The 22700-nt window shown below is 32.2% G+C and carries 22 protein-coding genes and 1 pseudogene; 16 read left to right on the top strand and 7 right to left on the bottom strand.

The features are described 5' to 3' along the window. Positions 1–200: 200 nt before the first annotated feature. Entirely contained in the window at positions 201–527 is a 327-nt protein-coding gene (locus tag ACOQFO_RS03735; RefSeq protein ID WP_421688364.1) for an ImmA/IrrE family metallo-endopeptidase, read from the bottom strand. A gap of 188 nt (positions 528–715) precedes the next feature. Between ACOQFO_RS03735 and ACOQFO_RS03730 the strand changes: the two genes are divergently transcribed. Beyond that, the gene (locus tag ACOQFO_RS03730) at positions 716–1051 is read left to right on the top strand and encodes a hypothetical protein (RefSeq protein ID WP_421688363.1); all 336 of its coding nucleotides are present in this window, start codon (positions 716–718) and stop codon (positions 1049–1051) included. Between the two features lie 166 nt (positions 1052–1217). On the opposite strand, the gene ACOQFO_RS03725 is transcribed toward ACOQFO_RS03730, so the two are convergent. Further along, positions 1218–1880: a hypothetical protein gene (locus tag ACOQFO_RS03725; RefSeq protein WP_421688362.1), complete on the bottom strand. Its 663-nt coding sequence runs from the start codon at positions 1878–1880 to the stop codon at positions 1218–1220. A gap of 64 nt (positions 1881–1944) precedes the next feature. After that, a complete protein-coding gene (locus ACOQFO_RS03720; RefSeq protein WP_421688361.1) occupies positions 1945–2859 on the bottom strand; it encodes a BRCT domain-containing protein in 915 nt (304 codons plus the stop codon). Positions 2860–3786: 927 nt separating this feature from the next. On the opposite strand from ACOQFO_RS03720, the gene ACOQFO_RS03715 reads away from it, so the two are divergent. The 6 genes from ACOQFO_RS03715 to ACOQFO_RS03690 all read left to right on the top strand — a co-directional run bounded on the left by ACOQFO_RS03715 (position 3787) and on the right by ACOQFO_RS03690 (position 7401). Then, positions 3787–4443: a hypothetical protein gene (locus ACOQFO_RS03715; RefSeq protein ID WP_421688360.1), complete on the top strand. Its 657-nt coding sequence runs from the start codon at positions 3787–3789 to the stop codon at positions 4441–4443. A gap of 203 nt (positions 4444–4646) precedes the next feature. After that, positions 4647–5006: a hypothetical protein gene (locus ACOQFO_RS03710; RefSeq protein ID WP_421688359.1), complete on the top strand. Its 360-nt coding sequence runs from the start codon at positions 4647–4649 to the stop codon at positions 5004–5006. 721 nt (positions 5007–5727) lie between these two features. Beyond that, on the top strand, positions 5728–6009 hold the full coding sequence (locus tag ACOQFO_RS03705) for a hypothetical protein (RefSeq protein ID WP_421688358.1): 282 nt from the start codon (positions 5728–5730) through the stop codon (positions 6007–6009). Beyond that, the gene (locus ACOQFO_RS03700) at positions 5925–6191 is read left to right on the top strand and encodes a GNAT family N-acetyltransferase (protein ID WP_421688365.1); all 267 of its coding nucleotides are present in this window, start codon (positions 5925–5927) and stop codon (positions 6189–6191) included. Before ACOQFO_RS03705 ends, ACOQFO_RS03700 begins: the two co-directional genes overlap by 85 nt. Before the next feature lie 219 nt (positions 6192–6410). Then, entirely contained in the window at positions 6411–7019 is a 609-nt protein-coding gene (locus ACOQFO_RS03695) for a transglutaminase-like domain-containing protein (RefSeq protein WP_421688357.1), read from the top strand. A 46-nt stretch (positions 7020–7065) separates the two neighbouring features. Continuing rightward, complete coding sequence (locus ACOQFO_RS03690; protein ID WP_421688356.1) at positions 7066–7401, top strand: DUF6241 domain-containing protein; 336 nt, start codon at positions 7066–7068, stop codon at positions 7399–7401. A 61-nt stretch (positions 7402–7462) separates the two neighbouring features. Here ACOQFO_RS03690 and ACOQFO_RS03685 read toward each other — a convergent pair whose 3' ends face one another. Next, positions 7463–8419, bottom strand: coding sequence for an aldolase catalytic domain-containing protein (locus tag ACOQFO_RS03685; RefSeq protein WP_421688355.1), 957 nt, complete (start codon positions 8417–8419; stop codon positions 7463–7465). A 293-nt stretch (positions 8420–8712) separates the two neighbouring features. Here ACOQFO_RS03685 and ACOQFO_RS03680 point away from each other — a divergent pair, with 293 nt between their 5' ends. From ACOQFO_RS03680 to ACOQFO_RS03655, 6 genes and pseudogenes are all read left to right on the top strand, one after another. Beyond that, positions 8713–9186: an ASCH domain-containing protein gene (locus tag ACOQFO_RS03680; protein WP_421688354.1), complete on the top strand. Its 474-nt coding sequence runs from the start codon at positions 8713–8715 to the stop codon at positions 9184–9186. 268 nt (positions 9187–9454) lie between these two features. After that, entirely contained in the window at positions 9455–10702 is a 1248-nt protein-coding gene (dacB, locus tag ACOQFO_RS03675) for a D-alanyl-D-alanine carboxypeptidase/D-alanyl-D-alanine endopeptidase (protein WP_421688353.1), read from the top strand. 14 nt (positions 10703–10716) lie between these two features. Continuing rightward, a pseudogene (locus ACOQFO_RS03670) lies at positions 10717–10911 on the top strand (D-alanyl-D-alanine carboxypeptidase); the annotation flags it as partial. A 638-nt stretch (positions 10912–11549) separates the two neighbouring features. Further along, positions 11550–11774, top strand: a complete 225-nt coding sequence (locus tag ACOQFO_RS03665; protein ID WP_421688352.1) for a transcriptional regulator — start codon at positions 11550–11552, stop codon at positions 11772–11774. Positions 11775–12010: 236 nt separating this feature from the next. Further along, a complete protein-coding gene (locus ACOQFO_RS03660) occupies positions 12011–14014 on the top strand; it encodes a glycoside hydrolase family 3 N-terminal domain-containing protein (protein ID WP_421688351.1) in 2004 nt (667 codons plus the stop codon). 223 nt (positions 14015–14237) lie between these two features. Further along, the gene (locus ACOQFO_RS03655) at positions 14238–14429 is read left to right on the top strand and encodes an ABC transporter permease (RefSeq protein ID WP_421688350.1); all 192 of its coding nucleotides are present in this window, start codon (positions 14238–14240) and stop codon (positions 14427–14429) included. Between the two features lie 127 nt (positions 14430–14556). Here the strand turns inward: ACOQFO_RS03655 and ACOQFO_RS03650 are convergent, their stop codons facing one another. The 3 genes from ACOQFO_RS03650 to ACOQFO_RS03640 all read right to left on the bottom strand — a co-directional run bounded on the left by ACOQFO_RS03650 (position 14557) and on the right by ACOQFO_RS03640 (position 19222). Further along, the gene (locus ACOQFO_RS03650; protein WP_421688349.1) at positions 14557–15186 is read right to left on the bottom strand and encodes a response regulator; all 630 of its coding nucleotides are present in this window, start codon (positions 15184–15186) and stop codon (positions 14557–14559) included. Then, positions 15179–17458 carry an ATP-binding protein gene (locus ACOQFO_RS03645; RefSeq protein ID WP_421688348.1) on the bottom strand — a complete coding sequence of 760 codons (2280 nt, stop codon included), beginning with the start codon at positions 17456–17458 and terminating at the stop codon, positions 15179–15181. Before ACOQFO_RS03645 ends, ACOQFO_RS03650 begins: the two co-directional genes overlap by 8 nt. Before the next feature lie 180 nt (positions 17459–17638). Beyond that, complete coding sequence (locus ACOQFO_RS03640) at positions 17639–19222, bottom strand: hypothetical protein (RefSeq protein WP_421688347.1); 1584 nt, start codon at positions 19220–19222, stop codon at positions 17639–17641. A 475-nt stretch (positions 19223–19697) separates the two neighbouring features. Between ACOQFO_RS03640 and ACOQFO_RS03635 the strand changes: the two genes are divergently transcribed. The 3 genes from ACOQFO_RS03635 to ACOQFO_RS03625 all read left to right on the top strand — a co-directional run bounded on the left by ACOQFO_RS03635 (position 19698) and on the right by ACOQFO_RS03625 (position 22558). Further along, positions 19698–20753, top strand: a complete 1056-nt coding sequence (locus ACOQFO_RS03635; protein WP_421688346.1) for a P1 family peptidase — start codon at positions 19698–19700, stop codon at positions 20751–20753. Positions 20754–20948: 195 nt separating this feature from the next. Then, positions 20949–21767, top strand: coding sequence for a M15 family metallopeptidase (locus ACOQFO_RS03630; RefSeq protein WP_421688345.1), 819 nt, complete (start codon positions 20949–20951; stop codon positions 21765–21767). Next, complete coding sequence (locus ACOQFO_RS03625) at positions 21764–22558, top strand: M55 family metallopeptidase (RefSeq protein ID WP_421688344.1); 795 nt, start codon at positions 21764–21766, stop codon at positions 22556–22558. Before ACOQFO_RS03630 ends, ACOQFO_RS03625 begins: the two co-directional genes overlap by 4 nt. Positions 22559–22700 lie beyond the last annotated feature (142 nt).

The raw sequence follows: 22700 nt of genomic DNA, 5'->3' as shown, positions 1-22700 counted from the left end.
TGTATATCGCAGCCGAATATTGAGCCATTTGTTAACAAAAAAAGTGAGCCATCAATGATCCGGAATTGTTATTCGATACACACGTCGGCTTTACATTGAGCAATGAGCATGATACCCTGATTCGGGCTCGAAACTACTGTTGCTGAGCGTTTTCGAGCGCTAGTCATGCTCATAGAGGCTCGATGTCAAGCCTGCATTAGTTATGCTAATAAAATAATTTCAGCAAGTGAGTGGCTCTCTAAATTAGCTGCGAAATGGCTCACTTTTAAATTGCGAAATACATGTAGTAAAACGTGCCCTAATTCATGGCAAAAATCCTGCCATATTTGCTGGGGTGATAGGTGATTATTCAAAAATATCCATGCAAATTCATTCAAAAACAATGCCTGACTGGGCTTGTTCCAGTAAAAGACATCAATCCCCATCTTATATGATATTACTCCGAAATCGAGTTTCTGCGGCCTTAAAATACCTATTCTATAATATAATTCCTTTACAAAATCTTCAGTATAACTGGTGTAATTCATAAAAACCACTCCAATGAAAAAGAAAAGTAGAACATTTGTTCTATTTTAGTATAATGTAGTATATAATTTAATTAAAGCATTTTCTAATTTATTTCCATTATTTATTGATTTGGAATAATTCAGAAAGATTTTATATCTTAGTTAAAAGTTTTTATTATAAAATGATAAATCCAGATTGTGTATGGAATATGGCAATAGAGTTCCATAGGGAATATGATGTTAGTATTTTTACAAAAATCGAGAGAATATTTCTAAACTCTAAAAATTCTAAAGTCCAAATATTAAGCGATTCGAGAAGACAATTTAAAAATAATACTTTATCGTATGATATCGTTTTAAACGATGATTATTTAAGAATTGAGTTGAATGATCTAGAGGTATCTTATAGAAGATCAATAAGGATAATAAAAGATGAGATAGGAAAAATAATAGAAGAAGTCAACAAAGAATTAAGACCCGATTCAACAGAATATTATTTAAATATTAGGTTTAAAGAGGGAAATCCATTCTATGGTTTTATTTAAAAAAGTTAGATTCGAAAAAAATTGAAACTTTTAGGGTAGTTTTAAATGGCGAAAATGAAAGAATTACCATCGATGAAAATACTGTTTCAATTTTCACCGACAGCTTACAATCGCTAAGAAGTTTTACTGAAGAATATCTAACTATTTCCCCTCGTTAATACGAGGGTTATTTTATTAATTTTAAATAAATATCGATTATAAATTCAAATTCTTGTTGATGATTATCAAAGTTATTATAAATTGTTATTGAACCTTTTTTGGAAATTGTAACACAATACTCTATATGATCTTTATCAATCCATTTTATTGACATTGCAGATATTTCCCCTCTTTTTATAGCATCGTTATATTCAGGGCTTAAGTGAACGTTTGGTCCAAAATAACCTGCCGTTTTTAGATGTTGTCCTTTTAATCCTGCAATCCAAGCTCCAGATATTTCAGGAACTCTTTTTATAATCTTGTCGAAATCAATACTGCAATTAATTAAATCGAATTGGTTACTTGAATTTAATTGCCTAATAAATTCTAATGCGGCTTCAGACTTTGTTTGAATAATACATAAATTTAAGTTTTCATTATAAAATATCGGAAACTCGAGGGGTTCAAAAAATTTAGAGAAAACTTTACCAAATACTTTTCCTTTTTGCTTTCTTTCAAAATCAAATTTTCCATGGTGAATATTAAAATCTTGACTTATTACCGTATCTAACTTTAATATTTCTAGTTCAGATTGACCTTCATTTTCTAGAAATGAAGTTTGAATTGGTCGAAAGAAACTATCTTCATAAAATCTTTTAACATCACAGAATAGATAACTTTTAGCTCCCAAAATTTAACCATCTCCAAGTATGAGCTTAATTTTTTGTCATAATACTCTAGGTAGATACAATTAATCACCAAACCCCATCCCAAAAGTCATTTTCATGTACGATAAGAATTGAAGATCCGTTTTTTCGTAGATCAACGGCTTTCTCGACTTTTCGGCCGTAGCACGAGAATGCCCAGCAAGGGTTCCCGTCGTTTCCTACAATAAGATAGTCGGTTTGTTGAGTAACGTTGTTATTAAAAATACCTCCATTATTTGTAATTAGTTCTGCGATTTCACTTCGTTTTGCTTTACTTGAAGTGCCAGTAAACGAAAACGTTCTTCCTTCGAATATGATTTGTGGATCCACTACACAAATTCCAGTGACAGAATATTTACTTTGCAGTTCTTTCATCTCGATTTCATTGATATTATATGAACTTCTTGTATCTATGAAATGAGAAAAATATGCTCTTAACATATTTTTCTCATCGTCACTTATAATCCCATCTTCTTTTATTGAAATTAGTAAACTATAAATCTCATCAAAAGGGTAGTATCCTTTAAGGAATTCATGATCATTCATCCATGAGAACATTTTTGTTATTTCTTGTTCAGTTAACACGTTGTCTGCCATTACACCATGAATTATTCCTTGTAATTCTTGTAGGGAAGAAGTAACTACGTTGTAGTACATATTAAAACCATCCTGATGAACTACATTTTTGCATAACCATAAGATGTCTTCTATTTCTTCTTCTGTTATTACACCATCAACTAATGCAAGATCAATCATTGGTATGATTTCTGAAAAAGGAAATTTGTTTTGAAATTTTCTTTGAAGGCTGCACCAATGGATTACTTCTTCCAATTCGAGTGTATTTACAACAGAGTCCAATTTAATCCCCTCAAGTATACCAATCAATGAATTAACAGCCTTGTGGACTTCAGCTGGTTTAGTGAAACTTTGATAGTCTTCCAGTTCTTTGTAGTTATTCGACACAATAATTCCTCTTTTCTTCACATTTTTAGGTAATTTGCAATTATGGATTTCCTTAAATCATGAAAATATAAGTATATTTGACTTGCGACAATATAACTAAGTGGAGAATAAAAAATACATAAATGTTTGAATTTTACAAATGGAGTTGTTATTTTAGGACATGCCGATTACGACATGTCCTATTTTTTAAAATCTTTTTTTATAATTTCCCAAATTTCGCGAAGTCTTTTAACCACTTCTTCATCCGATTCAGGAAGTTCTTTATAAAATGTGTTTAGATCTGGGTTATTAGCAAATGTTTGAAAATCAGCTTCGTCTTGTTCATGTTGGAGAGGTTCTGGGGTGTCAGTACGACCAAGAATGTAATCTGTACTTACTTCAAATAAGTCAGCAGTTTTGCCAAGGTAGAGTTGTTAAAACACTTTCTATTATTATGAACGATATCTTTATCAATTTCAAGGGGGGGCGTCAGCGCAACTTAGACAGGATATCAAAAGGGTATTCATTTTTTCGCATTAATTGGAAAACGTCATAAGCAATTTAAAAGAACACGTAACGTAAGCCTAAAATTTGTATCCGTTTAATACCTGTGGACTGAAAGAGGTGCATGGTTACATGCTAAATCATTAAGCAATAAAAAAGCCTGGCATTCTTATCAATTGATAATCGACGGATTATTACCACAATCAAGAGAAAAGTGATTCTACCAAAGCACTTGCGATTACCTAAGAACAATTTCAAAAAATTGAGAAGAGGGTGACTTATGATGAAAACCTAAATCTTGATATAATGGAGTTAACTGAGAGTTGTGTGATAGTTTTAACTAATGGCGTAGCTAAAATGGCGAACTTCCAGCACACGCCGAGACAAAGATCATCACGCACCAATGCAAGGAAAACGTGTTTAATGGGATGAGGGTGAGAAGTTTTGAAAGAGAGAAATCTCGAGAGGTTAATATTATTTTCCTTGTGTTTCATACTAATTCTAGTAGTATACACTTTAATTAGTTATATGATTGTTTCCAATATTAATTTTAGTTGGGATTCCGATTCATGGGGAGCTTTTACGAATTTCTTCGGTTCTTTATTCGGGGCACTTCTTACAGGTGCTGTAGCAATAATTATTATGTTAAAACAAAACTATGATAATAAAAAAGAAGCACATGTTAGCAAATATGGTTCAATGAAATTTATTGCTATACAACTATCGTCATTTAAAGAACACTGTAATTTAATTGAATATTTAATTGAAGCGCCTAAGAATAATGAGTATTTAAAATCAAATATTGATCAAATATATAGACTAATGCCCATTGTTCAATTAAAAGAAATTCGAATCTTACTAGAAAATGAAAGAGAAAAGATACCATATGAATTTATTGTAAGATATTTTACAGTAATAAATTCAATTAATCATATTATTAGATCAATTGAAACATTTATTAATACACCTAATCAAATAACAGAAGATTCCTTAAAGAAACAAATTCATATCGGTCAAATAATAATTAATGGCTTCAGAGATAATGCATTTGAGTTTACTGTAGAAGTTGAAAAGAATTTCAATTTTAAAGATGCGTATTAGACTTCAATTAACATATTAGAATTTTTGATAAAATTCCTTTAAGGTTAGGTGATAGGGGTAAGGTTACGAACTGGATAGATATTATTCTAAAATGGTTACCAGCTATAACAGCTTTAGTAGCTGCATATATCGGAGTTCGAAGTTATTTAGCGAATAAGAGATTTGCCGAAGCAAGTCATAAACCTATATTAAGGATAAATAGAGTGACTGAATTTAAGAATGGTGAGTGGAATTTCTTAATAACTAACGAATCAGATAAATATTGTGTTGTCAAAAATGTTTATTTTTCTTCTCAAGGTGTTACATGTAATTATGAAGGGCAGCGGAGTTTTCAAATAACTCATACACCAGTAAATAGAAAAATAGATGATGAATCAGTATTAGTACACTCAATAATTGTTATCCCTTCAAATGAAAAAGAATATAAAGGAATTCTCAATATTGAGATTGAGACTTTGTTAGGGGTTACTTATAGGCTAGAAACACCTGAAATTGAATTTAAAAATAAGAGAATAGTTAACAAAGAAAGATTTTATAAAGAATATTTATCCTATAAAAAATAGTTCTACTAGCCAACTGGAGAAAAGCAAAATAAGTCGTAGAGAACTAGAGGAGCTAATGGGTATTAGGCCACCTAGATATCACAGAGTCAAAGGTTCTTACAGGTCACGATAGAAATCTACGTAAATTTATCAAAAAATAATATGAAATTGAGGTGTAGTAGTTTTGACTGAATTACTTAGGGAGTACAAAAAATGAGACTTGAGACTCAAAAAATATTATTAGAATTGCAAGCTAAATACGATAGTTTAGGATATTCAAACGGCCGAAATTAAATTAGCATTCTAAATGATAAGGAATTATCACTACTACACCAATACGAAGAAGATATATACTTTAAAATATTATTGGCTTGCATCATAATCTAAGAACTTTTCGGATGATTTTTTACTTGCTGCTCCAGTGATCGTAACATTTCGTGTAAAGTAATTGCAATACTATGGTTCTAATGTAAGGATTTCTTGGAGAATTAATAAGGGTAAGATGTTGGTGAGAAATACGGAACAGGAGTATATAGTAAAAAGCAGAGAACACTTAAAATAAGCTTAAACAACTTCATGATTAAGATTATTTTTTAGTAATTTCCGGAGTAGGGTGCAAAATTGAGTAAAAAGTCGAAATTTAATTCGACTTTTAACAGTGTTGGGATTATTTAATATTATTACTTCCTTTATGTATAAAAATTATATAAAATGAATTATTATACAATTAAGGAGGAGCGATATGATAATAACTTCTGCTACATCTTCTGATGCATCAGTAATACATGATTTAATGATTAAGGCATTTATAGAATATAAAAATGAAACCCCACCATCGAGTGCTTTAGAAGAAACCGTTCAGTCAGTTTCAGATGCTTTAGAAAAAGAAGAAAAGGCATTGATTGCTTATGAAGAAAATAAACCAGTTGGAATGGTACGATTTCAGCTAAAAGACGAGGGTTTATATTTTTATCGTTTATCAGTTCCGAAAAACAAGGCAAAGGCATTGCAAAAAAGATATTAAAATCTTTAGAGGACTATGCAAAAAAAGTGAATGTAACCACAATACTTTGTAAAGTACGTAAGACAGTACCTAAAAATATACAACTATATAGTTCCATAGGTTATGAGGTTTATGATGAAAAAATTGTACATAAACCAGATGGAATAAATATTAAAGTTGTTTCAATGAAGAAAGTGATTTAGTTCATCAACTTACGGGATGCTAAAAACGTAAGTCGGTTTTTAGATGGGCTTATTTTTTTATCTAAAGAGTAATAATTTAATAATAATGATGCTTACATGAAACTTACCCATATTCTATAAACGGGCCATCAGTTTAATGGTACATTTATCAAATTCATTCTTTAAATTGTATAGTAATTAACACTATTGTATATTTGTTCGAAGATAGGGGTGGAAATAATGAGATTAATTTGTGAGTCAGATAATTTAAATGATTATTTACTTGAATTAAAAGAAGTTGATTATTCCAGTCCAAAAATAAAAAGGAAGACAGATGAACTTTTCAATCCAAATCAAACGGAATATGAAAAAGCTAAAATAGCTTTTGATTTTGTTCGAGATGAAATTTCGCATTCTTGGGATATTCAATCCAATCGAGTTACTTGTAATGCCTCGGAAGTATTAGACTTTAGAGAAGGAATTTGTTATGCAAAATCACATTTATTAGCATCTTTATTGCGATCGCAGGGGATACCAACAGGCTTTTGTTATCAACGATTGATGCTGTTTGATACTCCGGAAAAGGGATATTGTATTCATGCTTTAAATGCTATTTTCATTAAATCCCTGAATAAATGGATTAGAGTAGATGCTCGTGGAAATAAACGGGGAATTGATGCCCAATTTTCAATTGAAGAGGAAAAATTAGCTTTTCAAATTAATGAAGAACTTAATGAAAAGGATTATCCAATTATCTATGTAAAGCCTCACCCTAAAACAATAGCAGTTTTAGAAAAATATACGAATGCATTAGATATTTATATTAATCATTTGCCAGAAAGTTTGTAGTTGGATTACTACCGGGTGCTATAGTCTTAATAGGCAAATTCACGGTATGTCACATCAAAAAGTATATTCTGAAGTGGTTTACACAATTACACCAATAAGTCTTGTTGAGATTGATAAGCTTATTGAAGCGCTTGACCGTAATGAATATAATGATGAAAACTATTATCGTGAGGTCTTAAAGAATTGGCGTAACGGTGATTTTACAAATGCAATAGAAGTTCATAATAAAATTTGGGAAGAAGATGCAGGCGAAGTTGGAAAAGCAACTCGTTTTAGAACGGCAGAAGAAGAAAATCAATTCGTCCAAAAACATTTTTCCGGATATATTGAGTCTCATGTGAATGAGAAAGGCTACGAAATCATTTATGGAATAGGGGAATAGTTGTATATTCCAATACAAAAGGAGCTTTTCCATCATAGGAGAGCCCCTTTAAAACTTCATATTATTTAGATGTTGGTGATGGTGTAGATTCAGGTGTAGTCACTTGATCATAGAATTGAACAAATTGATCGCGTTCAGCACTATTACGGTAAGCCATCGCTACGCGCGGATGTTCGTTTAAAATTCCAGAGATCATGTAAGGGATGATGTAGCCCCATTCCCATGTTTCACGCATGTTTAACATATGCTCTTCGATTACTTTTAATAATGGTTTGATTTCATATGTTGTTTTCTTAATGTAACCAACTAAAAGTTCAGTATGGCAATTTCCAGCTGCTCGGCCCATTCCGTAAAGAGATGAATCAAGGTATACAACACCATTTCTCATAGCTGTTAATGTATTGGCAAAGGCTAATTGTAAATTATTGTGCGTATGAATTCCTAGTTGTTTATTTGGAATGAGTGCCTGGAATTTATTAACCTGATGTTCAATATCATTTGGATCTAAACTTCCAAAGGAATCTACAATGTAAACGACATCTACTGGACTTTCTCTAACCATATCGAATGCTTCGATTAATTGTTGTTCAGGTACACTTGATAATGCCATTATGTTTAGGGAAGTTTCATAGCCTAAATCATGGAACATTTGAACAAGCTCTAAACCTTTATCTACCTCTCTAACATAACAAGCAACACGGATCATATCTAGAATACTTTCTTCACGTGGTAATATATCATTCGGGTCAACACGTCCAATATCAACTAAAGCAGAAAGTTTTGTTTTCTTTTTCTCTATGATTTGTTTTAAGAAGTCATCATCAAGAAATCGCCAAGGATTTGGCTCTGTTGCTTTTAATAGGGCAGGAGAGTTTTTGTACCCAATCTCCATATATTCAACGCCTGCATCATTTAATCCGTTATATAAATCTTGAACAAATTCTACAGTGAAGTCCCAATTATTCACAAGTCCACCATCTCGAATGGTACAATCAATTATTTTTACATTTGGTTTCATTCAATTTCTCCTCGCTTTCAACATTCAACAAGTTCATTGTTCTCATTTCTAAAAGGTTAATAACTTGAATCATTTCTATTTAAGCTATATTAACATATTGTTTTGCATAAATGTCACTAAAAAATTTTTATTATTCAAAATTTTACAAATTTGTGTCTTTTTCTATAAGTGCTATCGGATAATTCACAAAGTCGAACCCTTCATTCTATGAAAACTACTGATGTTTAATTGATTGATATTCAATGTCATATATTTGTACAATATTCTGGTAATAGAATAGGGGGAACATGAATATGGAGAAAAATCAAAGTTCAACAAAGATTGATTTGTTTTGGAGGGAGTTTTTAGAGAAAACAGGTAGAAATGAAACAACAACATATCTGGAAGCATTTCATTTTGAACTAACTGAAAAATTGGCTAATGAATTATTGCAATTGGTTTTAGATGGTCAAAAGAAAGCAACTGCAAGTAGTTTGTGGTCTTATGAGATACAAGGAAATCCATTACCTAAAGTAGGAGACTTAAGTATTGTAACGGATTGGGAGGGGACCCCGAGATGTGTTATTCAGACGACAGCTGTAACAATCATTCCATTTTCTGAGGTTACATATGATCTTTGCAAGCGTGAAGGTGAGGATGACACATTGGAGTCTTGGCAAAGAGGCCATATCCGATTTTATAAAAGCGAAGGAAGTTCTATTGGATATGTGTTTCATGAAGACATGCCAGTTGTATTCGAAGACTTTGAGGTTGTTTACAAACGATAAATATAAGTATTTGAACATCACAGAGGAAAAACTGTGGTGTTTTTTCTTTTATTAAGGCGAAGCCAAAGAAAAACCCCTATCGTATCAACTAACTATAAGTAATTAGATGTACTGCCAACTAACAAGATAGGTTTATCGATTTACTCCAATTCCATCAAAATAATCCCTATCTCTCATTTTTAAAAGAATAAGAGGGATTTAATTTCTTTAGATGGAATATATTTCATTGTTTAAATAAAGGAAAATTCTGATAATTGAGGGTGATTTTGTGAAAAGGAAAATGCCATTCATGTTAGTTGCGTTGGTGCTCTTAGTAAGTTTATTTAGTTTTCAGAATTATGCAAGTGCCGAAGAAATTCAAGTATCTACATTTGATGAAACAATTAAGTCCATTGTAGAACAGCGTTTAACAGGTGCAGATGTTAGTATTACCGTAAGAGATGGTGTAACAGGTGAAATTGTTTATGGGCTAAATGAAAATACTCCAATAAAACCTGCATCAAACATGAAATTAATTACAACTGCAGCAGCTCTAGATGTTCTTGGAGAAGACTATAAATTTTCAACAAAACTTTATATCACTGGTAAAATTTCAGATGGCGTTTTAAAAGGCGATGTTTATTTACAAGGACATGGTGATCCAACTTTAATGGATGTCGATTTAAAACAATTTGCCAATGATTTAAAGGCACTAGGCATTCATAAAATAGATGGACGTATTGTTGGGGATGACAAATGGTTTGATGGTGATTTATTAACACCTGGTATTTGGCCTGGTGACGAGTCGTGGTATTATGCTGCTCCAATTACAGCATTAACGACATCTCCAAATGCAGACTATGATTCTGGAACAATTATTGTGGATGTAACAGCAACTCAAGTTGGTGAACCACCATCATTTAAAATCACTCCTCATATTGGGGATTTAGAAATTATCAATGAAGCAGTAACTGTTGCTACAGGTCAAGCAAATACACTGTCAGTAGAAAGAACATATCAAACGAATCAAATTGTCATCAGTGGAAATCTTCCTGTTGGTAGAACTTATAGAGATTGGATTACAGTTCAAAATCCAACAACTCATACATTAAATATGTTCAAAGAATTATTAGCAGAAGCTGTAATCGAATATACTCATCATAAAGTTTTCCAAGCAGCAACTCCGAACAGTGCTCAACTTGTTTCTGTTAAAGAATCTATGCCATTAAAAGAACTATTAATTCCTTATATGAAACTAAGCAATAATGGAATCGCTGATATTTTAATCAAGACAATTGGTAAAGTTAAAAATCATCATGGTAGCACAAATGCAGGTCTAAAAGTATTAAGAGAATACGGTGAATCAGTAGGTCTAAACATGGATGATTGGTTCTTTGAAGACGGATCTGGAATGTCTCATAGTAATCACGTTTCAAGTGTTGCGGTGAGTGACCTACTATATCACGTACAAAGTGAAGAATGGTTTAATACGTATTTGACTAGTTTGCCTGTCGCTGCGAAAGTCAACGTTTCGTAGGAGGTACATTACGTAATCGCTTGAACGATCCGTTAACAGCTGGGAAAGTATTTGCCAAAACAGGTTCATTAAGTGGCGTTAGTACTTTAAGTGGTTATATTCAAGCTAGTAGCGGGAATTGGTACATTTTCAGTGTATTAGTACAAAATAAATCAGGTGCTACAACAGGTATTGATGAAATTGTAAAAGCCATTGCAAAAGAATACTAAAACAATAAAAAGCTCAGAGAAAAATTCTGAGCTTTTATTTACTTTATTTAACAAAAAACTAGAAAAAAATTACAATTTTTTAATGATGCATAAGTAAAATTATTATATAATACGAATTGTATTGTCGTTATTAGTTCTTGTTGGTTTTTGAAGTGAGGTGATAAAAGTGAAACTGGTATCTTATCGCGTTCAAACAAGCTCCATAGAAGATGTGATATCTGCGATTGAATTTGAGTTTTGTGATTTAGATATAATGATTGATGAGTTGAGCTCTCATACTTACATTATAACGTTCAATACATATAATAATACGGTTATTAATCCTGCTGAAATAAATTTGGACAGCATTCATGAATTCTTTACTTGGGCACCATTTCACTACTATGAAAAGCTCGAATGAAAATATGATGCAAAAAATTTGCGGTTCGAAGAGTACTAAATCCAAATAATAAATTATTTACTGCACTTAATTGTTATATCCACAAACAATTTAAGTGCAGTTTTATTATGGAAAATTTCCTCAATGCTTCTCAAATTTGATCCTGGTCATAAAGCTAAATATTCTCACGTAAATTTGTATAAATAATTGAAAATAGGGAACACTTGTTCTATAATCGAATTAAGAAGGAGATGAACGATTGAAAGAACAATTGATGAAAGTCATGATTCGAAATCAATTGGTCGATATGATATATGAAGCGAAAAGTGGGGAAATTACGAAAAGGCGTGTGAAAGTGTTAAATGTCACTGATCAAACCTTTACAGCTTATTGCTTTACGAAACAAGCTCGCCGATCGTTTCGAATTGATCATGTTTTATCCCTATTGCCAGTGATCCGAAGAGAACGAGAAAGTATTAGCTAATACTACTCGTATCAATTTGTCTAAAACAAATTTTATTTAATTAAATTGCAAAATAGATACAATAGGTTTAAGCATACCTACCATCTAATTTTTTCATATAAAACAAGTCATCCTTCATGCTAAGGATGGCTTTTATAATATTTTATTAACCTTATATTCCTTTACTGCTGATTCATACATAAAACTTGAAAGAATCGACAGAATAATTGTTAGAGCGAAGTAAAGGAAGGGAATCAATGGTTAATCTAAAGAAAGTTTTTATTTCTTCTATCATACTCGTGTTAATTTCATCAACTTCCACGCCATTCAACCAGGTATCTGCACAACAAGAGACACCACCTACACTTGGTGTGAAAGTTAAAAAGATATTAACAATTGATGGGAATACTTATAAAGATTTAAATGCGAATGGCAAACTAGATCATTATGAGAACTGGCAGCTTTCTCATGATGATCGTGCGCGGGATCTTGTTTCACAAATGACTCTTGAGGAAAAAGCGGGACTATTAATGATTCCTGAGTTTCCAATTTTCGAGGATGGGAAACTTGTGCTACCAAATGCACATCTAGAACAAAATACGCGTTATTTTATTTTCCGTGAAACACCAAGTGCAGACATCATCGCTAACTATAATAATCAGTTACAAGAGGCTGCTGAGAGCTCACGGTTAGGTATTCCTGCGATGATCATATCTAATCCGCGTAATCATGCTACACCAATCCAGGCATTAGAACCTACTTCTCCTGGAAATACTGGTCAATTCTCATATTGGCCAAATACGCTAGGGTTAGCTGCCACAAGGGATTTAAGACTAATAGAAGACTTTGCCAGAATATCATCGAAAGAGTTTCGTGCAACTGGAATTCGTAAATTATATGGTTACTCAGCTGACGTTGCAACTGATCCACTTTGGTCTAGGATCGATGAAACTTTCGGAGAACATCCTGCACTAGTCTCAGATATTATTTATCGAATTGTAATAGGGTATCAAGGCGATATTCTAAATGAAAATAGTGTAACAACAACTGTAAGACATTTCCCAGGCGGAGGAGCACGTGAATCAGGGAAAGATCCGCACTTTGAGACAGGAAGATATAATATTTATCCAACAGAAGGAAGTCTTTTAAGATACCATATGCCACCTTTTAGAGCTGCAATTGAAGCAGATACAACGTCTATTATGCCTTATTATGCATTTCCTAGTAATTTAAGTGCAAATCAGGGTCTCAAGCCTTTTAGTCAAACTTCGCAATTCGAAGAAGTAGGTTTCGCATTTAATAAACCATTTATAAACAATTATTTAAGAGCTGAACTCGGCTTTTTAGGTTATGTCAATTCAGATACAAGCACGGTTATTGATAAGGCATGGGGTGCGCTCGATTTATCAATCGAAGAGCGTTTTGCAAAAGCATTAAATGCTGGTACGAATATTTTTTCAGGAGCTACTGATCCGACTCCAATTATTAATGCAGTCAATCAAGGACTTGTCAGTGAGGAAGTTGTGGATCGGTCAGCAATTTTCCTAATAACAGAAATGTTAATGCTTGGTTTATTTGAAAATCCATACGTTGATGCTAAAAAAGCACTTGAGGTTGTAAATGACCATGAATCCAAAATGCGTGCGGACGATGCACATCGAAAGTCCATTGTATTACTTAGAAACAATCAAAATTTATTACCATTAACAGACGACAAACTAACAAACATGAAATTGTATGTGCAAGTATTCCCTGGAGGAGAAAATGGGGAAAATACACAAAGTATGAAAGAACGATTAAAAAAATATGATGGAAATATTACGATAGCTGATTCTTTAGATGAAGCAACTCATGCTTTTATTTGGATTATGCCAAGTATGGATTTATTTAGTCAAAGCAAGATTACCCTTTCAATTGGTCCAGATACTGATGTTTTTAATATTAATCGTGTAAGTGAAATTCAAAAAAAGGTTCCAACCATTACTGCAATTGATTTTAAAAATCCATGGCTGATCAATAATATTGAACCTAATGCTGCAAGTGTAATTGCAACTTTTGGAGTGAAACCAGAAAGCTTATTTGATGTTATGCGTGGTAAGTTTAATCCTGTTGGAAAACTTCCATTTACAATTCCGGCAAATCAGGATGCTATAAACAATGAAGCTGGTGATCTGCCAGGCTTTAGAGAAGATCCTTCCTACGTCTATGAAGATAAAACTGGAAATAAATACGTTTATAATTTTGGCTTATCTTATAAATGAAAAAGGTAAAAAACGTTCATACTATAAAAAATCGCTCAAGAAATTGAATATTTCCTTGGGCGATTACTTTTCAAATGAGTGGTTATAAACGGGAGAATAAGCCTAAAAACAGGCTTTTTCAAAGAAAAATAAAAAAAAGATAAAAAAATTTAGTGGATTAAGATGAAAATTTCGCCAAAACATCATAAAATAGAAGTGACAACTAAAAAAGGGAGGACTGCCGATGATAACCGGACAGTTAGAGCGAGCGTTTCAACTAGCGGAGAAACATAGACTCGACGTAGGTTCAATATTAGATTTGTATACAGTAATTAGAAAAGAATTAAATGTCTCACCAGTAGTAGAAGAAAAAATTCTACAACAGATGATTAAAATTTTGGAGAACAATAAAACATACTTACGGGAGGCCACGTAACAATTGAAAAAGCAAATTGAATGTTATGATGATATAGACTCATTTGAGTAAGGCGCTGCTCTAGCACAATAATTCTGAGCAGCGCCTATTAATTTTTATATTTATTTACCACTATTTCAACTTTCCTCTAAATCAAACTTCTTTGTTTTGCAACCATGACAGCTTCTGAACGTTTAGTAACATTCAATAAATCGAATATTTGTGATAAATTTCGCTCTATTGTACGTTGAGATAATTGTAATTCTTCAGCAATTGTACTATTTGAGTAACCCATTGCAACAAGATTAAGTATTTGTTGTTCACGGTCATTCAGTTTTAGAGATTCTTCCATCTCATCCCCACGATAATATTCTTTTACATAATCAATGAAATTCGCAGGTAAGACAAGATTGTCTTTAATAGTTTCACGAATTGTATGGATCACTTGATCTTTTGTTGCTGTTTTTGATATCAATCCATCAACCATTTGATCTAAGACTAAGGAATAGTAATCCTCGATGTTATCTCCAGTATAGAGTATCACTTTTGCGGATGGCTGTTTCGAACGAATTTTACTACATAACACGATTCCATTCTGTTCGGGCATATTAATATCAACTAAATAGGCATCATATTTTGCTTTATTTTCATTTAACATTTGATGGATTGCATATATATCACTACTCGTATTTACCGCAAAATCATCCAAATCATGAAATAGATTTTTTGTTCCTTCTAATACTGCGATATGATCATCAACAATTAATATATCAATCATTTTCAACATCTCCTACACGTATACGAATTTGAGTACCTTCATCGGGGTAAGTATCAATTATGAAATCCCCTTTATAGGTATGTACTCTTTCTCTTATTCCTGCTATTCCCATTGATTCAGTATTTTTTAATATTGATGGATCAAACCCAATGCCATTGTCCATATACATGATTTCAAATCCTTTATTGTATTTAGATAATTGGACTTTAACGTAAGTAGCATTGGAGTGTTTAATAGCATTCGTCAGCAACTCTTGAATGAAACGGTAAATCAATAATGGGACGAACTTATCAGTAGTATCAATATTTTCAATTTTATGAAGTAAAGTGAATTCAGCACGTCTTTTAGTTTGAATAAATAGTTTATTAAGTGCAGCATTTAAACCTAAAGTATCTAGTAATGGCGGTTTTAAGATTTCGCAGTATTCCCGTAATTGGTGATTGATGGTCATTAACTGATGATGAAAATCGGCTACTTTTTCTTGTAGCTGCAAAGTATTATGTTCATGTAGAACCGTATCCATCTCACGAATTAGGAAAATTTGCTCCTGTAAAACAGTATCATGCAAATCTTGTGCTAAATGATTTTTTTCTTCTTCTAGTTTAAGAAAGATTAGTTTTTCAAACCAAAATGGATGTCCATGTTCTTCTTTCTCCATCGTGTTTAGCTTCGTCAACAATTCCTCAACTAATTTTGTATTATCAATAAAATTAGTCACGTATAAGATTAATAACTCTAAAGTAAGTAATTCCTCGTGCTTTAAAGATGAATACTTGCGATCACCCAATATTAACAAATGCTTCATTTCCACATCTTGATGGATACATGCTACATAACATTCATCAGTTTTCTTTATTTCGAATAGCTTTAACTGGTCAAATAACGAGGTAGGAAGAGATTGATGTATTGGTTTAGTTTGAATTGTATGGTTTTCAACGAATTGTTTTTCCTTATTATTAAAACCAATAACATACACTGTATCAAGTTCTAATTGTTTAGAAAGAATTGTCGATAAATTATTAAATAATTCTTCTAAATGAACTGTTTTACCGATATTTCCGATTGAAGAATATAATTGGTGAATATAATTTCCTCGCGGAGAAAATAATACTTTACGATTTGTATAATCCATATATTCTTTAACATATAAACTGAAAATAATAACTAGAAAAATAAAAATTGCTAAGCTAAATAACTCCAAAATTGAAATTGACACCAACAAGTAAATCCCTAGACAAAGTAAGATAGTGAGGATGATCGCGAATAGCGAGTAATATTTTAACCTTGAAATATAATAGTCCACATCATATAATCGCTCAGAAAATTGAGCAAAGATAAAACCAACTACGAGAAATAAGAAAAAAATCGTAAGGGTAGAAGTAGACAATATAAACTTGTTAAATAGCATTAAGGGCACTACATAAAAAAGAACAAAAGGAAGTATTGGTACAACAATCCCCCAAAAAAGAAATTTAATCTGAGATTTAGGATATTTAATAAACGCGTAAACAATAATTGTTATATTAACAAGAACTAATATGAAAAATATCACTAGAATAATATAAGAATCAACATGATACATAGATGGGATATACTTTTCTAAAATCGTTAATATAAAAATAAATATTGGAATGGAATATAACCATTTAATATTGTTAGTGAATGGCCATTTGATTGATAGATACTGAAAATAGTGTTTCATAAAAGCGATAAGCAAAATTGGTGTAAGGATTATACTAACACTGTTTATAATGGTACCGAACCAATTCATACGCATATATAGAGGGATACTTCCACAGGCTATTGAAAGAGTCAATATAAATAATATTAAATAGTTTAATGAATATTTATTTCCTTTTTTATGTATAAACAAATATATTGCTATACCTAATGCAATTAGAAAATATAGTAAAGGTAATATGTAATCACTCATAAAATGAGAGGCTACATCCATATGATTAAAATGAATTGTTCGTACTTGGCCATCTATTGTTTTGATTGTAATGTTATCTGCAAATCCAATGGTATGATCATATACTAATTTTTTGGATTTCTTTATATCATGGTTACTGATTGCAATTACAAAGTCACCAACATTTATTTGATAAATATCAGCTATTTCAGGGTGACGAAATCCACTTACAACCCATTCCTCATTCGATTTTTCAACGTGTATACCAACGAATGGAGTTTGATAACCTTTCCAAAATATGTATGTTCCAATGATTAAATAAAATATGATAATACTCCAAAACCACTTTTTTGATATCATAAACTTGCTCCAAATTTTTTAAAATGTAGTCATTATCACATTATCTAATAGTTTACTCAATTAGGAAATATGGTTTGCTAAATATTATCATTCTCATGTTCAAATCTATGAATTTTAGTCATAAGGAACTAGAAAAAGGATAGCCTGAAATAATTTTCAAGCTATCCCTTTTGAATTATTTTATTGATTTGCGAATTCTACTAGTTCTTCGTCTGTTAAGTTCAAATAACTCTTATACAATAATTGATAGCGATTATTGATTTTCTTAAGGATTAAATAAACTGGGAGATCCTTAGTTAAAAATGGTTGCATGTGCTCTGGCCAATCATTCATTGGTACATCTAAATATTCATTAATATTTAACTGAATTTCAGTGTTCATAAAATGCTCCATTAAGTTAAATTTAAAATTATTCGTCTTTACATAGAATAAATCATCTGCTAACTGAGTTATTGTTTCTGGAGTTGCGATTTCTTGTTGGCGATAGAAATCCGAAGCAGGTAAATAAAAACCGTTATTTACATAATGCAGCCAATAATGACCAGATAATTCTGATGGTAACCCTAGATTAGTTGGAACTATAGTTACTCCAAAATAGGTTTTCACAGCATTTATGATTGTTTCTTCTTTATAACCGGCACCAAAAGGTTCAAATTGTTCAGCGTCACTTTTTACAATACCGTCCAAAATTAGAGAATTAATCATTGTTGTATATGTTGAAGAATCACGAACATCAATATGCCCAAAATTGCGATATTCTTTTGTTGTGGCAACGATACTCTTATCTTCAATAATATTTTGTTCATTATTAGGTGTTGGGTGGATAGTTGATGAAAGTTCTTCCATAACAGCTTCTATTTGATTAAATGGATTTGCCAAGGAAATTCCAAACTCGATTGTTCCACTATCACTATTAATAATATCGTTTTCACTACTGTTGTTATATTGGCTGAGCTTTTCGTTGAAAGTGACTAAGTCAACTGAGCCGCCGTTTAATTGATATTCAATGTTTTCACCAGTTTTAATATTAAATTCTTCAATCTGACAAAACGACTGATCACGAAGAGCATAGAATTTAGTATTTAAGAAACTTGAATTGTTTGTTAAATGTTTAAGGACAGTAGTGCCATTTTCTAATAAATTTAACGAAACTGAATGACCAGAAAGTTCAGTTGAATCGTAAGGGTAGAATTGATTCCATAATAACTTTTGTTCTTCATTCTCTCCAATGCCCCAAATCTCCTCAATATAGCCATTATTTGCTCTATGTGAAGGTCCGTATTTCATATAAGTACTACTTTTAAACAATGTATATAATTCTTTTTTTCCATCATTATTAAAATCTATTAAATCTGCGTATACAATACCGACATATAGATTGCCTTTTGGGTCATGATACTTATGATTAGATGGAATGACTCCGTATGATTTAAATAACTGAACAAAAATATCTGCAAGTTGCTTATTTTCTCTCTGATCGGTCGCAATCATCTTATGAAGGTTTGCAAGTTCTGTTTCAACCTTATTTAATAAATTTACATCATCTTTAGAACTTATTTCTTCTTTTAGTACTGTTAAAATATCCATTGCTTCGTATAATTTGTTTTGTTCTATTAAGTTTAATGCAATCTCAAATTCTTCTTGATATTTCGAAGATTCCTCCTGCGACTTATCTGGTTCATTTTCCATTTCAGAAGTCTCTTTGTTTACATCGGTACAGCCAAACAAGAGTAATAAGCATGCAATGCCCCAAAGTTTCTTCATCATTTTCCTCCAAAATATTGAGTAATAATTATTTTTCCCTAGTATGTAAGGAGGGGTAAGACTTCCATTATTTACAGTATATACCGAATTTTATAAATAACTATTTTAAATATGAAAAAGGTTCGTTAGGTCGAGTAAATTTTTGAAAATCATTCAAAATGTAGTCTGTATGACCTAAAGTAAAATAAATTTCAATACTAAATTGAAATTCATTTGAATATAGTATTTAAAATTTGAAAGTTATGTGAAAAGACTCTGTAAACGATTGCAACGTGTTTCATTTTGCTTTATTGTGAAAACACAAATACAGATTTGTTACTACAACGCTTAGGCTCTTTTATTCAAAAAGGAGTTTGGGCGTTTTTTATTTTTCTCTTAAATTTTTCTACTGTAATTCGAATTGCTACCAAACTTCTCTACCCATAGAAACAAATTCCAAGTAAAATAATACATAAATTTGAAAGGAGTTGAGGTCGTGAGTAAGAAAATTAGAGAACTCGGTATTCAAATTGGTCAATTACCAGTTGGTCCTAAAAACTGTATTACCGATGTTGAAGGAGTCCGTATTGGACATGTCACTTTAGATGAACCAATTGATGAAAAAGGTACATATGCATGCACAGGTGTAACAGCAATATTACCTCATGGAGGAAACTTATTTAAAGAAAAAGTGACTGCTGCAAGCTACATTATTAATGGCTTTGGGAAAACAACAGGTCTTGTACAAGTCAATGAATTAGGTGTAATTGAATCACCAATTATGTTAACAAATACATTTGCTGTTCCTGCAGTTACACAAGGTACACTAGAGTATATGTTAGATTCTAATCCGGAAATTGGTGTCTCTACTGGCACTATAAATATTGTTGTGGGGGAATGTAACGATAGCTACCTAAATTCCATTCGATCATGTCCTGTTAAACCAAATCATGCCATTGAAGCAATTCGTAAAGCAACAGTCGAAGTTGCAGAAGAAGGGGCAGTTGGAGCAGGTAAAGGAATGATTTGTTTCGGTTATAAGGGGGGCATTGGCTCGTCTTCTAGAAAGGTAACATTTGAAAACGAAGACTTATCATTTACAGTTGGGTGTATTGTTTTAAGTAATTTTGGTGAGAGTTCCGAGTTACAAGCAAATCGTTATCAACCACAAGAAGCGCAAAAAGAATCGACTATCAAACCGACGGATGGTTCCATCATTATCGTTTTAGCTACAGATGCTCCACTAAGTAGTCGTCAATTACAACGTGTCATTAAAAGATGTGGAATCGGACTAGGTAGAACGGGTAGTCATTATTCTCATGGTAGCGGGGATATTGTCATTGGATTTACTACTGCACATAAAATATCTCATTTTACAAAAGATTTGGTAGAAACAAGAGCGCAGTTACGTGAAGACCACCCAATTATGAATCTATTGTTCCAAGCGGCTGCAGAAGCTACTGAAGAAGCAATCATGAATTCATTGTCACAAGCAACTACGACAACTGGACGAGACGGTCATATAGTACATTCATATAATTTTGGAAATTAGTAAAAAGTTATTCAAGCGAATATTTAGCTTGAATAACTTTTTTTGATAAAATGCAAGACTTTCAAAGTTAGAATTATTAATCCTATAAGAATTCTAGTCATTATTTCAATTATTAGAAAGATATTGCTAAATACTATTTCTATTACAAAAATACAAATTACATCTAGTAAAAATTTTTAAAGTGTGATAGATTTTATGTTAAATACTGAATTGTTTAAAAATTTAGTAAAATGGAAATTGTTTGACTTAATTATCGCAAGTTTAGAGGTGGTTTACATACAGGATTTTTTGTATCGCCCAATTGAGAAGTTAAGTACGGCTAACAATCATTGGAATCCTAAAATTATTGAAAATAAGGAACCACTAATAAAAGTTCAATTTGAGCCGAAAAGACTTTACATAAAGCCAATTTATTTTGAACAAGAAATACCATCAAGCATAAAGTTTATTTATCTTCGAGAGGGTGTCTATCGTCGACTAAAGCAAGCCCTTGGGATGTTGCCTGAACAATATAGTTTTATTTTATATGACGGATATCGCCCGTTTCAGGTGCAACAATCTTTATTTGAGATGTTTTCTCAATCTATTAAAGATAAACAGCCACACTTAACGAAAGACGAAGTTCATAAAGAAACATTAAAGTATGTTGCTTTTCCAAGTATTGAACCAACACGTACTTCACCACATGTAACAGGTGGGGCTATAGATTTAACGCTTGGTGACTGTGATGGAAATGCACTTGATCTTGGAACTTATTTCGATGAAATGAGTGTGAAATCTGCAACTAGATATTTTGAAGATCATCCGATGGATAATGAAGTAGCACTTAAAAATAGACGAATTTTATACAATTGCATGACTGCTGTTGGTTTTAGTAATTATTCTGAGGAATGGTGGCATTACGACTTCGGGAATCTCTCCTGGGCAAGACGTGTAAAGCTCGAAAATGTTCAATATGGACCAGTTTTAGCAGATCTTCAAAACAACGATATAAAGGAGTTTCGATACGTATGAAAGTTTTTATTAGTGCAGATTTAGAAGGGGTTGCAGGTTCAACTACTTGGATTGAAACTGAAAAAAATACTCCTGATTATGTGCCTTTCCAACAACAAATGACAAAAGAAGTTGAAGCTGCCATTGAAGGTGCAATTGCAGGTGGTGCAACTGAAATTCTATTAAAAGATGCACATGATTCTGCAAGAAATATAGATATTTCGATCTTACCTGAAAATGTCAAGGTGATTCGTGGATGGACTGGTGACCCAATGTGTATGGTTGCGGGTCTTGATGAAAGTTTCGATCGAGCTATATTCATTGGCTACCACAGTAAAGGTGGTAGCCATCGTAACCCATTAGCACATACTTTGACAACGACTGTCGATGTAAAAATCAATGGTGAATATGTTAGTGAATTTTTAATTAATACTTATGCAGCAGCATTACATGGAGTTCCAGTTTCATTTGTAAGCGGGGATGTAGGTCTTACAGAGGAAATTAAAACTATAAATGAAAATATTGTCACATTCGCTACGAAAGAAGGCATAGGTGGTGCGACATTAAGTGTTAGCCCAAGATTAGCAGTAAGCGAAACTAAAAGATTAGTTGAAGAATCTATGAAGATCGATAGAAATTCTATACAAGTAACCCTTCCTGAAAAATTTGTTGTTGAGCTCGTCTATCGTGATCATACTCGTGCTTTCCGCAATTCATTTTATCCGGGAGCAAAATTTAAACCACATAACACGGTTGAATTTGAAACAACTGACTATTACGAAGTATTACGAATCTTACAGTTTCTAACTTGATAAGGTAGTGTCAAAACTTCTATGAAAAACTGAAAATCACAATAGTTCAGGGCGGAAATCATTCTCCGAACGAGAGGACAATCGCTCTTGACAAACATTCCGAAAAGGTTGCGCCTTGTTTTTGAGGGCGAAGGGAAAAAAG

Origin of the sequence: Ureibacillus sp. MALMAid1270, from assembly GCF_049202975.1 — a bacterium.
GTDB lineage: Bacteria > Bacillota > Bacilli > Bacillales_A > Planococcaceae > Ureibacillus.
This window is presented reverse-complemented; position numbering and strand designations above follow the sequence as displayed.

What these genes read in the sequence shown, in the direction of transcription:
- ACOQFO_RS03735 (WP_421688364.1), bottom strand. Translation starts at nt 527, where the DNA reads ATGAATTACACCAGTTATACTGAAGATTTTGTAAAGGAATTATATTAT.
- ACOQFO_RS03645 (WP_421688348.1), bottom strand. Translation starts at nt 17,458, where the DNA reads ATGATATCAAAAAAGTGGTTTTGGAGTATTATCATATTTTATTTAATC.
- ACOQFO_RS03705 (WP_421688358.1), top strand. Translation starts at nt 5,728, where the DNA reads ATGATAATAACTTCTGCTACATCTTCTGATGCATCAGTAATACATGAT.
- ACOQFO_RS03650 (WP_421688349.1), bottom strand. Translation starts at nt 15,186, where the DNA reads ATGATTGATATATTAATTGTTGATGATCATATCGCAGTATTAGAAGGA.
- ACOQFO_RS03640 (WP_421688347.1), bottom strand. Translation starts at nt 19,222, where the DNA reads ATGAAGAAACTTTGGGGCATTGCATGCTTATTACTCTTGTTTGGCTGT.
- ACOQFO_RS03655 (WP_421688350.1), top strand. Translation starts at nt 14,238, where the DNA reads ATGATAACCGGACAGTTAGAGCGAGCGTTTCAACTAGCGGAGAAACAT.
- ACOQFO_RS03660 (WP_421688351.1), top strand. Translation starts at nt 12,011, where the DNA reads ATGGTTAATCTAAAGAAAGTTTTTATTTCTTCTATCATACTCGTGTTA.
- ACOQFO_RS03630 (WP_421688345.1), top strand. Translation starts at nt 20,949, where the DNA reads ATGTTAAATACTGAATTGTTTAAAAATTTAGTAAAATGGAAATTGTTT.
- ACOQFO_RS03690 (WP_421688356.1), top strand. Translation starts at nt 7,066, where the DNA reads ATGTCACATCAAAAAGTATATTCTGAAGTGGTTTACACAATTACACCA.
- ACOQFO_RS03695 (WP_421688357.1), top strand. Translation starts at nt 6,411, where the DNA reads ATGAGATTAATTTGTGAGTCAGATAATTTAAATGATTATTTACTTGAA.
- ACOQFO_RS03625 (WP_421688344.1), top strand. Translation starts at nt 21,764, where the DNA reads ATGAAAGTTTTTATTAGTGCAGATTTAGAAGGGGTTGCAGGTTCAACT.
- ACOQFO_RS03680 (WP_421688354.1), top strand. Translation starts at nt 8,713, where the DNA reads ATGGAGAAAAATCAAAGTTCAACAAAGATTGATTTGTTTTGGAGGGAG.
- ACOQFO_RS03730 (WP_421688363.1), top strand. Translation starts at nt 716, where the DNA reads ATGGCAATAGAGTTCCATAGGGAATATGATGTTAGTATTTTTACAAAA.
- ACOQFO_RS03685 (WP_421688355.1), bottom strand. Translation starts at nt 8,419, where the DNA reads ATGAAACCAAATGTAAAAATAATTGATTGTACCATTCGAGATGGTGGA.